General features: G+C 72.2%; 8 protein-coding genes. 6 read left to right on the forward strand and 2 right to left on the reverse strand.

Translation table 11 applies throughout. The annotated features are described in order from the left end of the window. Positions 1–69: 69 nt before the first annotated feature. The 5 genes from ACFZDI_RS01280 to glgB all read left to right on the forward strand — a co-directional run bounded on the left by ACFZDI_RS01280 (position 70) and on the right by glgB (position 9,868). A complete protein-coding gene (locus ACFZDI_RS01280) occupies positions 70–1,272 on the forward strand; it encodes a S8 family serine peptidase (protein ID WP_391246983.1) in 1,203 nt (400 codons plus the stop codon). Between the two features lie 214 nt (positions 1,273–1,486). Beyond that, complete coding sequence (locus ACFZDI_RS01285) at positions 1,487–3,610, forward strand: maltotransferase domain-containing protein (RefSeq protein ID WP_391246985.1); 2,124 nt, start codon at positions 1,487–1,489, stop codon at positions 3,608–3,610. Further along, complete coding sequence (treS, locus tag ACFZDI_RS01290) at positions 3,607–5,307, forward strand: maltose alpha-D-glucosyltransferase (protein WP_391246987.1); 1,701 nt, start codon at positions 3,607–3,609, stop codon at positions 5,305–5,307. The genes ACFZDI_RS01285 and treS overlap by 4 nt, the downstream gene beginning before the upstream one ends. Positions 5,308–5,499: 192 nt before the next feature. Next, positions 5,500–6,942 (forward strand): maltokinase, encoded by a 1,443-nt coding sequence (locus ACFZDI_RS01295; RefSeq protein WP_234849720.1) that lies wholly within the window; start codon positions 5,500–5,502, stop codon positions 6,940–6,942. Between the two features lie 31 nt (positions 6,943–6,973). Then, positions 6,974–9,868: a 1,4-alpha-glucan branching enzyme gene (gene glgB, locus ACFZDI_RS01300; RefSeq protein ID WP_391246989.1), complete on the forward strand. Its 2,895-nt coding sequence runs from the start codon at positions 6,974–6,976 to the stop codon at positions 9,866–9,868. A gap of 37 nt (positions 9,869–9,905) precedes the next feature. Here the strand turns inward: glgB and ACFZDI_RS01305 are convergent, their stop codons facing one another. Further along, complete coding sequence (locus ACFZDI_RS01305) at positions 9,906–10,898, reverse strand: alpha/beta fold hydrolase (RefSeq protein ID WP_391246991.1); 993 nt, start codon at positions 10,896–10,898, stop codon at positions 9,906–9,908. Continuing rightward, entirely contained in the window at positions 10,895–11,815 is a 921-nt protein-coding gene (locus ACFZDI_RS01310; protein WP_234849723.1) for a zinc-binding dehydrogenase, read from the reverse strand. The genes ACFZDI_RS01305 and ACFZDI_RS01310 overlap by 4 nt, the downstream gene beginning before the upstream one ends. Before the next feature lie 229 nt (positions 11,816–12,044). Between ACFZDI_RS01310 and ACFZDI_RS01315 the strand changes: the two genes are divergently transcribed. Further along, a complete protein-coding gene (locus tag ACFZDI_RS01315) occupies positions 12,045–12,989 on the forward strand; it encodes a LysR family transcriptional regulator (RefSeq protein WP_391246993.1) in 945 nt (314 codons plus the stop codon). The last annotated feature ends 113 nt before the right edge of the window (positions 12,990–13,102 follow it).

Below are 13,102 nucleotides of genomic sequence, written 5' to 3' on the forward strand. Positions count from 1 at the left end.
CGGCCCGCGCCCGCCGCACGCGGCGCCGCGCGGCAGCCGTACGCCGAGTCGAGGAGGGGAACTCGGACCATGGCTCGGACGCGCGAGCGGCGTCTGCGCCGGACGGGGGGCCTGGCGGCGGCGGTCTGCGCCGCCGCGTTTTCGGCCATCACCCTGCCCGCGCACGCCGTACCGGAGGGGCGGATACTCGGCGCCGGATCACCCGGCTCCGTGCACGGCAGTTACCTGGTGACACTGAAGGAGGGCACACAGGCCCGGTCGGCGGCCGGAAAGGGCCTCGCCGACAAGTACGGGGTGACGATCAGCCACACCTACGGCACGGTCCTGAACGGCTACGCGGTCCGGGCGGACGGGAGACAGGCCGGGCGGATGGCCGCCGACCCGCGGGTCGCCTCGGTCGTCCAGGACACCCGCGTACGGCTCGAGGGCACGCAGAAGAACCCTCCGTCCTGGGGGCTGGACCGCCTCGACCAGCCGAGGCCGCCGCTGGACCGGAGCTACACCTGGCCCCGGTCGGCCGGGGCGGGGGTGACGGTGTACGTGATCGACACCGGCGTCCGCACCACCCACCGGGACTTCGCGGGCCGGGCGGGCCACGGCTGGGACTTCGTGGGGGACGACCGGGTCGCCTCGGACGCCAACGGCCACGGCACGCATGTCGCCGGCACGGTCGCCGGGACGGTCCACGGCGTCGCCAAGAAGGCCCGGATCATCTCCGTGCGCGTCCTCGACGCCGCGGGCGCGGGCACCACGGCCCGGGTGATCGCCGGGATCGACTGGGTGACCCGGCACGCGAGGAAGCCCGCGGTCGCCAACCTCAGCCTGGGCGGACCGCGCAACGAGCGGCTGGACGCCGCCGTCCGCGCCTCGATCGCCTCCGGGGTCACCTACACGGTCGCCGCGGGCAACGACGGCAGGCCGGCCGGCCTGTACTCGCCGGGGAGCGTCGAGCAGGCCGTCACGGTGGGGGCGAGCGACCAGGAGGATGCAAAACCGGCCTTCTCCAATGACGGTCCGGCCCTCGATCTGTTCGCCCCGGGCGTCGGAATCACCTCCGCTTCCGCGGCGAGCGACACCGCGCGGGCAACGTATTCGGGTACCTCGATGGCGTCTCCGCATGCCGCCGGCGTCGCCGCGCTCTACTTGGCCGATCATCCGAAAGCGACTCCGGCGCAGGTCGGGAGGGCTTTGACGGTGTCAGCGGCGACCGGGAAGGTCTCCGGCCGCGGCATCGGTTCGCCGGACAAATTACTGCGGGTGCCGCGCGAGTAGGGCGAAGCGGCAGCCACGCCGGGGGCCGGCCTCGTCCGTCGCGGACGAGGCCGGTCTTGTGTGTCGACATACGCGTGAGTAGTTAACAAAGTGCCGGATTGCTCACCCGAATAGGGTGGGAAGGCTCCTGCGGGTACCCCTCTCAGGAGCACCATGCAGGACCCACCTCCCCACAGACATCCGCCTACCCTCGTTGACGCGGACAGGAGCGGTCATGCCCGCCAAGCACCATTCGCCAGCACCCCCCAGCCGCCGCACCACCGGGGCGCGCGCACCCGGAGGCGAAGCACGCCCCGCACGCCCGGCCGAGGCGGGCCCACCGGCCTCGCCACCACCTCGCGGGAGCGACGCGACCGCCGTCGGACGCATACCGGTCCTCGACGTCCGCCCGGTGGTGCTGCAGGGCCGCCGGCCGGCCAAGGCCGTCACCGGTGAGACCTTCCAGATCTCGGCGACCGTGTTCCGGGAGGGGCACGACGCGGTCGCCGCCAACGTCGTCCTGAAGGACCCCGAGGGCCGCCCCGGCCCGTGGACCCCGATGCGCGAGCTGGCCCCCGGGACGGACCGGTGGGGTGCCACGGTCACCGCCGGGGAGCCGGGCCTGTGGACGTTCACCGTCGAGGCTTGGGGGGACCCGGTCAGCACCTGGCGCCATCACGCCGAGATCAAGATCCCGGCGGGCATGGACACGGACGTCGTCCTGGAGGAGGGCGCGCGTCTGTACGAGCGGGCGGCCGCCGGTCTGCCCGAGGAGGGAGGGTTGCGCGACGTGATCCGCACCGCCGTCGACGCCCTGCGGGACGAGGGCCGTCCCGCGGCTTCCCGGCTGGCGGGGGCGCTGACGCCGGAGGTGGACGCGGTGCTGGCCCGGTATCCGCTGCGGGAGCTGGTCACCGGCAGTGATCCGCTGCCGCTGCTGGTGGAGCGGGAGCGGGCCCTGTACGGCTCCTGGTACGAGTTCTTCCCGCGCTCGGAGGGCACCCGCGAGCACCCCCACGGCACCTTCCGCACCGCCGCGCGCAGGTTGCCGGCGATCGCCGCGATGGGTTTCGACGTGGTGTACCTGCCGCCGATCCACCCCATCGGCACCACCTTCCGCAAGGGCAAGAACAACACCCTCTCCCCCGGCCCCGACGACGTGGGTGTGCCGTGGGCGATCGGTTCGCCGGAGGGCGGCCACGACGCGGTGCACCCGGATCTGGGGACGCTGGAGGACTTCGTCCGGTTCGTCGCCCGGGCCCGGGAGCTGGGCATGGAGGTGGCGCTGGACTTCGCGTTGCAGTGCTCCCCGGACCACCCGTGGGTGCAGAAGCACCCGGAGTGGTTCCACCACCGCCCGGACGGGACGATCGCCTATGCGGAGAACCCGCCGAAGAAGTACCAGGACATCTATCCGATCGCCTTCGACGCGGACATGGACGGTCTGGTGGCGGAGACGGTGCGGGTGCTGCGGCACTGGATGGACGCCGGGGTGCGGATCTTCCGGGTGGACAATCCGCACACCAAGCCGGTGGTCTTCTGGGAGCGGGTGATCGGGGAGGTCAACCGCACCGACCCGGATGTGATCTTCCTGGCGGAGGCGTTCACGCGGCCGGCGATGATGCACACCCTGGCCCAGATCGGTTTCCAGCAGTCCTACACGTACTTCACGTGGCGCAACACCAAGCAGGAGCTGACCGAGTACCTGACCGAGCTGTCGGGTGAGGCCGCCTCCTACATGCGGCCCAACTTCTTCGCCAACACCCCCGACATCCTGCACGCCTACCTCCAGCACGGCGGCCGGCCCGCCTTCGAGGTGCGGGCCGTGCTCGCCGCGACGCTGTCGCCGACCTGGGGCATCTACTCCGGCTACGAACTGTGCGAGAACACCCCGCTGAAGGAGGGCAGCGAGGAGTACCTGGACTCGGAGAAGTACCAGCTCAGGCACCGCGACTGGGACAACGCCGAACGCGAGGGCCGCACCATCGTCCCGCTGCTGACCCGGCTCAACACCATCCGGCGGGAGAACCCGGCCCTCCAGCAGCTGCGCGACATCCACTTCCACCACGCCGACCAGGAGGCGGTGATCGCCTACTCGAAGCGGAAGGGTTCGAACACGGTTCTGGTGGTCGCCAACCTCGACCCCCACCACACCCAGGAGGCCACGGTCTCGTTGGACATGCCGCAACTCGGCCTGGACTGGCACGCGTCGGTGCCGGTGCGCGACGAGCTCACCGGTGAGACCTACCACTGGGGCAGGACCAACTATGTGCGCCTCGAACCGGGACACCGGCCCGCGCACGTCTTCACGGTCCTGCGACCGTCCACCCCGGAGATCGGAGGGTCACCCACAACATGATCGTCAACGAACCCGTTCCGGACACCTTCGAGGACACCCCCGCCAGGGACCGTGACCCGGAGTGGTTCAAGCGTGCCGTCTTCTATGAAGTGCTCGTCCGCTCGTTCCAGGACAGCAACGGCGACGGCGTCGGTGACCTCAAGGGCCTGACCGCGAAGCTCGACTACCTCCAGTGGCTGGGCGTCGACTGCCTGTGGCTGCCGCCGTTCTTCAAGTCGCCGCTGCGCGACGGCGGCTACGACGTCTCCGACTACACGGCCGTGCTGCCGGAGTTCGGTGACCTGGCCGACTTCGTGGAGTTCGTCGACGCAGCCCACCAGCGGGGCATGCGCGTGATCATCGACTTCGTCATGAACCACACCAGCGACCAGCACCCGTGGTTCCAGGAGTCGCGCAAGGACCCCGACGGGCCCTACGGCGACTACTACGTGTGGGCCGACGACGACAAACAGTTCCAGGACGCGCGGATCATCTTCGTCGACACCGAGGCCTCCAACTGGACCTACGACCCGGTCCGCAAGCAGTACTACTGGCACCGGTTCTTCTCCCACCAGCCGGACCTCAACTACGAGAACCCGGCCGTGCAGGAGGAGATGATCTCCGCGCTGAAGTTCTGGCTGGACCTGGGCATCGACGGGTTCCGGCTGGACGCGGTGCCGTACCTGTACCAGCAGGAGGGCACGAACTGCGAGAACCTCCCGGAGACACACGACTTCCTCAAGCGGGTGCGCAAGGAGATCGACGCGCAGTACCCGGACACCGTGCTGCTGGCGGAGGCCAACCAGTGGCCCGAGGACGTCGTCGACTACTTCGGCGACTACGCCGCCGGCGGCGACGAGTGCCACATGGCCTTCCACTTCCCGGTCATGCCGCGCATCTTCATGGCCGTGCGGCGCGAGTCCCGCTATCCCGTCTCCGAGATCCTGGCCAAGACTCCGGCCATTCCGTCGAACTGCCAGTGGGGCATCTTCCTGCGCAACCACGACGAGCTCACGCTCGAGATGGTCACCGACGAAGAGCGCGACTACATGTGGGCCGAGTACGCCAAGGACCCCCGCATGCGCGCCAACATCGGCATCCGCCGCCGGCTCGCCCCGCTGCTGGACAACGACCGCAACCAGATCGAGCTGTTCACGGCCCTGCTGCTGGCCCTGCCGGGGTCGCCGATCCTGTACTACGGCGACGAGATCGGCATGGGCGACAACATCTGGCTCGGCGACCGGGACGCGGTGCGCACGCCGATGCAGTGGACGCCCGACCGCAACGCGGGGTTCTCCTCGTGCGACCCGGGACGGCTGTTCCTGCCGGCGATCATGGACCCGGTCTACGGCTACCAGGTCACCAGCGTCGAGGCGTCGATGTCGTCGCCGTCGTCGCTGCTGCACTGGACCCGCCGCATGATCGAGATCCGCAAGCAGAACCCGGCCTTCGGACTCGGCTCGTACACCGAGCTGCCGTCGACGAACCCGGCGGTGCTGGCGTTCCTGCGGGAGTACGAGGACGACCTGGTGCTGTGCGTGAACAACTTCTCGCGGTTCGCACAGCCCACCGAGCTCGACCTGCGTGAGTTCGCGGGACGGCACCCGGTGGAGCTGTTCGGCGGGGTGCGCTTCCCCGCCATCGGCGAGCTGCCGTACCTGCTGACCCTCGGGGGCCACGGCTTCTACTGGTTCCGGCTCCGCAAGGAGACCGTGTGAGGCCTGAAAAGGCCTGTTGAGGCCCGATCCGCGGGACGGGCCGCAAACCCCGGCGGCGGGGCGTTTCCTCCGCCCCGCCCGGGGCACGCATCAGTAACACCCCGCCCACCCCCGTGAGCCGGAGGGGCGCCGTCCGGGGCCGGTCACAGGCACCGGGAGGCGCACCACATATGGGTGAAAGGACGCGACGCCATGTCGGAAGCCGTCACACGCACCGTCACCGCCCCGCCCGGCCTTCTCGCCTCCCTGGATCCGCTGCTGCGGGAATGGCTGCCACGGCAGCGCTGGTTCGCGGGCAAGGGACGGGCGGTCACCGGGTTCACGCTGGTCGAGGCCACCGAGCTGCTTCCGGCCACGTCCAAGCTGGGGCTGTACCACCTGCTCGTCCGCGCCCACCAGCCCGTCGCGCCGACCCACGGGGCGCCCGGTCACCCCGGTGACTGCTACCAGCTGTTGATAGGCGTGCGCGAGGCGCTGCCGCCTCGGCTGGCGCCCGCGCTGATCGGACACGTGCCGACGGGACCGCTGGCCGGCCGGACGGTCTACGACGCCCTGCACGACACCAGGCCCGCCGAGCTGCTCCTGGAGGCGCTGCGCACACAGGCCCGGGTCGGCAGGCTCCGCTTCGAGCGGGACCCCGGCCAGGACATCCGTACCGGACTGGTACCGCGCGTGGTGACCGCGGAGCAGTCCAACTCGTCGCTCGTCTACGGAGATACGTTCATCCTCAAGTTGCTTCGCCGGATCGTGCCGGGGGTGAACCCCGATCTGGAGCTGCCGCTCGCGCTGGCCCGCGAGGGCTGCCCCCGGGTGCCCGCGCCGACGGCCTGGCTGGTTGCCGACATCGCCCCCATGGCGGACCCGGTCGTCCCGGCGGGCCCGGTGGACCTCGCCGGCCAGCCGTACGTCCTGGGGGTGCTCCAGCCGTTCCTGCAAGGCGCCTCCGACGGCTGGGAGCTGGCGCTGCGCGAGCTGGCCAAGGGCGAGGACTTCGGCGCCGAGGCGCGGGCCCTGGGGCGGGCCACCGCCGAGGTGCACACCGCACTGGCCCGGGCGTTGCCGACCGTCACGCTCGGTCACACACAGCTCCAGCTGATGGTGGACGGCATGATCGAGCGGCTGGACGCGGCCGTCCAGGCGGTGGCCGCGCTGCGGCCGTACGCGCGCGGCCTGCGGTCGGCGTTCACCGCGCTGGGCGACCTGGCCGCCGAGGGCCGCACCTGGACCGCGCAGCGGGTGCACGGCGACCTGCATCTCGGTCAGTGCCTGCGCTCGCCGTCCGGCGAGTGGTGGCTGATCGACTTCGAGGGTGAACCGGCCCGGCCGCTGGCCGAACGCCGCATGCCGCAGCCGGCGGTGCGCGACGTCGCCGGCATGTTGCGGTCCTTCGACTACGCGGCACGCTCGGTCGACCCGCCCCAGCCGGACTGGGCCGAGACCTGCCGGTCCGCGTACTGCTCCGGCTACGCGGAGGCCTCCGGCCGCGACCCGCGCACCGACCCGGTGCTGCTGCGGGCCTACGAGACGGACAAGGCGATCTACGAGGTGGTGTACGAGGCCCGGCACCGCCCCGACTGGCTGCCGGTGCCCCTGGCCGCCATAGAACGCCTCGCCTCGACCGGCCACCTGACCTGACCGACCACCCCTCGTCCTGGAGGCTCCGCCCGTGACCCCCCGCCCTGAGTCCAGCGGTTCGCGTCCCAAGGGTGCCGCCGGGGAGAAGATCCCCGAGCAGCCCACGGCCGCCCAGCAGAAGAGCGCCGCGAAGAAGACGGCGGTGCCGAAACAGGCAGCGGCGAAGAAGGCGGCCCCCGCGAGGACGACCGCCAAGAAGGCGGCCGCCGGCAAGACCACCGTCGCCAAGACCGTGGCCAAGAAGGCGGCGACGAAGAAGGCTCCCGCCAGGAAGACGTCGGTGGAACAGCCCGACGCCGCTGCCGCTGCCGCCGCCGAGACGACGACGGTCGCGAAGAAGACCGCCGCGAAGAAGGCGGCGGTGAAGAAGACGGCTGCGAAGAAGACCGCGGCCGGGACGGCGGTCAGGAAGACCGTCGCCGAGAAGGCCACGACGGCCGGGGCGACGGGGGCCGGGCCCGCCGCGAAGAAGGCCGCAGCCGCCAAGTCCCCCGCCAAGAAGGCCGCGGCGAAAAAGGCGACCGCGAAAAAGGCCGTGGCGAAGAAGGCGCCCGCCGCCAAGGCTCTCGCGAAGAAGGCCACCGCGTCGGAGGCGCCTGCGCAGAAGGCCACCGCGTCCGAGGGCCCCGTGCAGAGGGCCCTCCCGAAGAAGAGCGCGGTCGAGAAGGCCCCCGCGGAGACGACGCCTACCGGGACGGCCGCTTCCGCGCAGGCCGTTCCGCCGGAGATGGAGGTCGCCGTCGCGCCCGGCGTCGGGTCGGCGGACCGGGAGCGACTGCTCGGCGGCACCCACCACGACCCGCACTCCGTGCTCGGCGCGCACCCCGTGCCCGGCGGCGTCGCCTTCCGGGCGTTCCGTCCGTACGCCCTGTCGGTGACCGTCGTCGCCGGGGAGATGCGAGCGGAGCTGCACGACGACGGTGAGGGCTTCTTCTCGGGGCTGCTGCCGCTGACGGAGGTCCCTGAGTACCGGCTTCTCGTGGAGTACGAGGGCACGGTCCTGGAGACCGAGGACGCTTACCGCTTCCTGCCCACGCTGGGCGACCTCGACCTGCATCTGATCGGCGAGGGCCGGCACGAGGAGCTGTGGACGGCGCTGGGCGCGCACCCGATGACCCACCAGGGCGTGACCGGCACCCGGTTCGCGGTGTGGGCACCGAACGCGCGCGGGGTGCGCGTGGCCGGCACCTTCAACTTCTGGGACGGCACCGGGCACGTCATGCGCTCGCTCGGCTCGTCCGGGGTGTGGGAGCTGTTCCTGCCGGACATCGGCGAGGGCGAGCTGTACAAGTTCGAGATCACCCGCCCCGACGGTTCGAAGACGCTGCGCGCCGACCCGCTGGCCCGCCGCACGGAGGTGCCGCCCGCGACCTCGTCGGTCATCACCTCCTCGCAGTACGAGTGGGGTGACGCGGATTGGCTGGCCCGGCGTGCCGAGGTCCCGGCGCACGAGGCGCCGTTCTCCGTCTACGAGGTGCATCTGCCCTCCTGGCGACCGGGTCTGACGTACCGCCAGCTCGCCGAGCAGCTGCCGGTGTACGTGAAGAACCTGGGCTTCACGCACGTCGAGCTGATGCCGGTCGCGGAGCATCCGTTCGGGGGCTCCTGGGGCTACCAGGTGACCGGCTTCTACGCGCCGACGGCCCGGCTGGGCACGCCGGACGACTTCCGGTACCTGGTCGACAAGTTGCACCAGGCGGGCATCGGCGTCCTCATGGACTGGGTGCCGGCGCACTTCCCGCGGGACTCGTGGGCGCTGGCCGAGTTCGACGGGCGTCCGCTGTACGAGCACGAGGACCCGCTGCGGGCCGCGCACCCCGACTGGGGCACGCTGGAGTTCGACTTCGGGCGCAACGAGGTGCGCAACTTCCTCGTGGCGAACGCCGTGTACTGGTGCGAGGAGTTCCACATCGACGGGCTGCGCGTGGACGCCGTCGCCTCGATGCTCTACCTGGACTACTCGCGCGAGCCGGGGCAGTGGACACCCAACGAGCACGGTGGCCGGGAGAACCTGGACGCGGTGGCGTTCCTGCAGGAGATGAACGCGACGGTGTACCGCAGGGTCCCGGGCGTGGTCACGATCGCCGAGGAGTCCACCGCCTGGGACGGCGTCACCCGCGCCACCCACCACAAGGGCCCGAGCGGCTTCGGCGGGCTGGGGTTCGGGCTGAAGTGGAACATGGGCTGGATGCACGACTCGTTGCAGTACATGAGCCACGAGCCGGTGCACCGCAAGTACCACCACGGGGAGATGACCTTCTCCATGGTGTACGCCTACAGCGAGAACTACGTGCTGCCGATCTCGCACGACGAGGTGGTGCACGGCAAGCGTTCGCTGGTGTCGAAGATGCCGGGCGACTGGTGGCAGCAGCGGGCCGGGGTCCGGTCCTACCTGGGCTACATGTGGGCCCATCCGGGCAAGCAGCTGCTGTTCATGGGGCAGGAGTTCGCGCAGGGCGCCGAGTGGTCAGAGGCGCACGGCCCCGACTGGTGGCTGCTGGACCCGGGGTACGGGGCCGAGCCCGACCACCGCGGGGTGCGCGACCTGGTCCGCGACCTGAACACCGTCTACCGGGCGACCCCGGCGCTGTGGCGCCTGGACACGGACCCGGCCGGTTTCGAGTGGATCGTCGGGGACGCCGCCGACGACAACGTCTTCGCGTTCCTGCGGCTGGACCCGGAGGGCGTCCCGGTGCTGGCGGTGTCCAACTTCGCACCGGTCACCCGCCAGGACTACCGCCTGGGCGTCCCGGAGGACGTTCCCGCCTGGCACGAGGCCGTCAACACCGACGCTGCCCGCTACGGCGGCAGTGACGTCACCAACCCCGACCCGGTCAAGCCCGAGCCGCTGGCCTGGCACGGCCGCCCGGCCAGCATCCGGCTGACCCTGCCGCCCCTGGCGACGGTCTGGCTGCGGCCGGCGTAAGGGGCAGGCCCCGAGGCAGGGCGTGGACGGGAGCGGCTCACACCGCCGCTCCCGTCAGCGTGTGGGCGAGGTGGTCGGCGAGGGGGAACAGCCAGTCACCGCGTGCGTTGCCGAGCAGGTGGTCGCCGTGCGGGACGGGAAGGTAGGTGCCGTGCGGTGCCAGTCGGGCCAGCGGCTCGCCGTTCGTCACGCCGGGGATGACGTCCTGCCCGCCGTCCACGACCAGCAGCGGGGCCGTGATGCGCGGTGCCAGGCCGGTGAGATCGACCCGGCGGGCGAAGGCACGGGCTGCGTCGGCTCCTTGGGCCCGGCGTGTCATGACGTCCCGCACCGGCGGAGGCAGTCTGTCCCAGTCGAGGCGGAAGGGGCCGCTGACGGTGGCGGCGGCCGCCACGCGGGGCTCCAGGGCCGCGGTCCGTGCCACGTGGTAGCCGCCCAGGCTGAGGCCCACCAGCCCGACGTGCGGGACGCCGAGGGCGTCGACGACCCGGCCGACGACCTGCTCGTAGTGCGGGGTGAGGGTGGTCGTGGCCGCGAGGGCGCCCTGCCCGGGTCCGTCCATCGCGAACACCGCGAGTCCCCGGGCGAGCAGCGCCGCCGTCAGGTCGAGGAACTCCTCCTTGGCCGAGTCCAGGCCGGGGACCACGATCACCGTGCCGGGGGCGTCCGAGGGTCCGCGCAGCCAGCCGGTGAACCCCGTGCCGCTGACGCGCCGCGCACCGGGCTCCAGCACGGTCAGCGCCCGGCTCAGGGCCTCGTCCGCGGCTGCGGCGGCACGGCCGGCCTCCGCGTAGGGGGCGAGCGTGGCGAGGTGGAACCACCGGGCCGCCATCAGCAGGTGCTCTCCCGCCGAGACGGACGATCCGGCCCGCTCCGCGCGCTCGACGAAGGCCTGTCCGGTGTGCGAGAAGGCCGGTCCCCAGTCGGCGACACGGGTGAGGGCGGCGGTGACGCGCCGGTACTCATGGGGGTCGACGCCCGCGCCGGTGGCGCGTGTCCACTGGGCGGCGGCGAAGTCGGGGGCGCTCATCGGGTTCCTCCCGTCAGCAGGACGGCCTTGCCGCGTATCCGGCGCTCGCGCAGGTCGACCAACGTGCCGGAGGTGTCCGCCCAGTCGGCGGTCCGGCCGATCTCCGGGTGCAGTCGCCCCTGTTCGACCAGACGCACCAGCGTCGAGAGATCGGGGCCGTAGGGGGCGCCCGCGTAGTGGAAGTGCCGGAGGGTCACCCGCTCGGGGCCGCCGAGGAGTGCGAAGAAGTCGAGGGTCGCCGGGGTACGGCTCGCCTGGCCGAACCAGACGACCAGGCCGCCCGGGCGGGTCCTGGCGACGGCCGCCGGCAGGTCTGGTCCACCCGTGGACTCCAGCACGACGTCGAACGGCCCGTGTGCCGCCGCCACCTCGTGCACCACCTGCGCGCCCAGCTCCTGGAGGCGGGCGCCGCGCTCCGGTGTGGCCGTCACCGCGGTCAGCTCAGCCCCGGCGGCGACGGCCAGCTCGGTGACGTAGTGGCCGACGCCGCCCGAGGCACCGGTGAGCAGTACCCGTGTGCCGGCCAGGGATCCGGCCGTGCGCAGCAGGCGTAGGGCGGTGATGCCGGCGAGGGGCAGGGCCGCTGCCCGGACGCTGTCGACGCCGTCCGGGAGCGGGGCGAGGGAGTGGGTGGGCACGGCGGCGTACTCGGCCCAGCCGCCCTGTGCGGGGTGTCCGGCCACGCGGGTGCCGAGGGCGGGGCCCGAGCCGTCGGCCGCGGCCTGCACGACCAGTCCCGCGATGTCCTTGCCGGGCAGCAGCCCCGGCTCGGGATGTTCGAGGAGGAACGTCTCGCCCCGGTTCGGCGCGAACGCCTCGACCTTCACGAGTGCTTCGTCGGGCGCGGGGACGGGCGGGGGTGCCTCGGTGAAGGCGACCGGCCGGGCCGCCTCCCCCGTGGGAATAAGTCTTCGCATGCCGGACATGCAACCTCCGCGGCCACTGTGCGCTCCAACAACGAACCGGCAGGACCGACAACGTACGGTTGTCGCCCGAGCTCCAGGTCGGACACGACCTAGTGCCGCGGCAGGCAACGTTTGCCCGTGAAGGAGCGGCGTCCGGTGCGCGCTCTGGGGTGCGGCGAGAGGGCGTGCGGGCGTCGCGACGAGGCGGACGTTGCCTGCCGCGGCACTAGGGTGGGGAGCCATGGATCTCGACATGGCGCGGGTACGGGCCTTCGTGTGCGCCGCCGAGGAACTGCACTTCGGGCGGGCGGCCGGCACGCTCGGTCTCACCCAGCAGGCCCTGTCCAAGCGGATCGTGCGGCTCGAGTCGCTGCTCGGCACCGCGCTGTTCCGGCGCGGCGGCAAGGCGGTGGAACTCACGGAGGCGGGACGGCGTTTCCTCGCGCCGGCCCGGCAGGCCCTGGCCGCGGCCGAGGCGGCCGTCGCGGCGGCCGTGGGGACGGGCCGGCCCCTGCGGGTCGATGTCTGGGGGCATCTCTACGCGCCGATGCGGACCCTGGCCGAGGTCGCCGGGCGGGCAGGGGAGCTGGTGCTGGGCCACGGGCGTGATCTGCCGTCGGTGACGGCGGCCCTGCTGCGTGGTGACATCGACGCGGCCTTCGGCCGGGTGCACCCTCCGCTGCCCGCGGGACTGGCGCACCGTCTGGTGCGGCTGGAGCCGGTGGACGCCGTGCTCGGCGCGGACCATCCGCTCGCAGCCGAACCCGCCGTGAGGCCCGGGCAGTTGAGCGGCGGTGTGCTGTGGGCGCCCGGGACGCTGGACCGGCTCGACTTCCTCCACCGGTTCGCCCGGCGCTTCGGCATCCCCACCACGGCAACCGCCCTCAACCTGGGCCTCGCCCACTTCCTCGCCGAGGTGGTGGCGGACCCGCGGCGTTTCTCGCTGCTGCCCGCCGACGTGCCCCTGCCGGACGTGCCGGGGCTGCGCTCCGTCCCGCTGGTCGACCCCACGCCCTTGTACGCCTGGTCGCTGGTGTGGCGCGCCGGCGGCGGGCACCCCGGCGTTGACGTCCTCACCACGGCCCTCGCCGAGCAGGCGGGCCGGAGCCGGTGGCTGGAGTACGACCCGACTCGTGACTGGCTGCCCGAGCCGCCCGTGAACGCGTCCGCGCAGCGGGCAGGTTGAGCTGCCCTGTGACAAGGGCGTGACCGGAGGGGTGGACGGCTTCGGCGAAGTCACCCGGGACGGGCCGTCCCCTCACCGCCCCTCGTACCTGCCGCTGCGCTTCGGCTCCGTCT

Origin of the sequence: Streptomyces sp. NPDC007907, from assembly GCF_042959365.1 — a bacterium.
Lineage (GTDB): Bacteria > Actinomycetota > Actinomycetes > Streptomycetales > Streptomycetaceae > Streptomyces > Streptomyces indiaensis.

Coding starts and splice junctions, on each gene's coding strand:
- ACFZDI_RS01280 (WP_391246983.1), top strand. CDS start 70: ATGGCTCGGACGCGCGAGCGGCGTCTGCGCCGGACGGGGGGCCTGGCG.
- ACFZDI_RS01285 (WP_391246985.1), top strand. CDS start 1,487: ATGCCCGCCAAGCACCATTCGCCAGCACCCCCCAGCCGCCGCACCACC.
- treS (WP_391246987.1), top strand. CDS start 3,607: ATGATCGTCAACGAACCCGTTCCGGACACCTTCGAGGACACCCCCGCC.
- ACFZDI_RS01295 (WP_234849720.1), top strand. CDS start 5,500: ATGTCGGAAGCCGTCACACGCACCGTCACCGCCCCGCCCGGCCTTCTC.
- ACFZDI_RS01305 (WP_391246991.1), bottom strand. CDS start 10,898: ATGAGCGCCCCCGACTTCGCCGCCGCCCAGTGGACACGCGCCACCGGC.
- ACFZDI_RS01310 (WP_234849723.1), bottom strand. CDS start 11,815: ATGCGAAGACTTATTCCCACGGGGGAGGCGGCCCGGCCGGTCGCCTTC.
- ACFZDI_RS01315 (WP_391246993.1), top strand. CDS start 12,045: ATGGATCTCGACATGGCGCGGGTACGGGCCTTCGTGTGCGCCGCCGAG.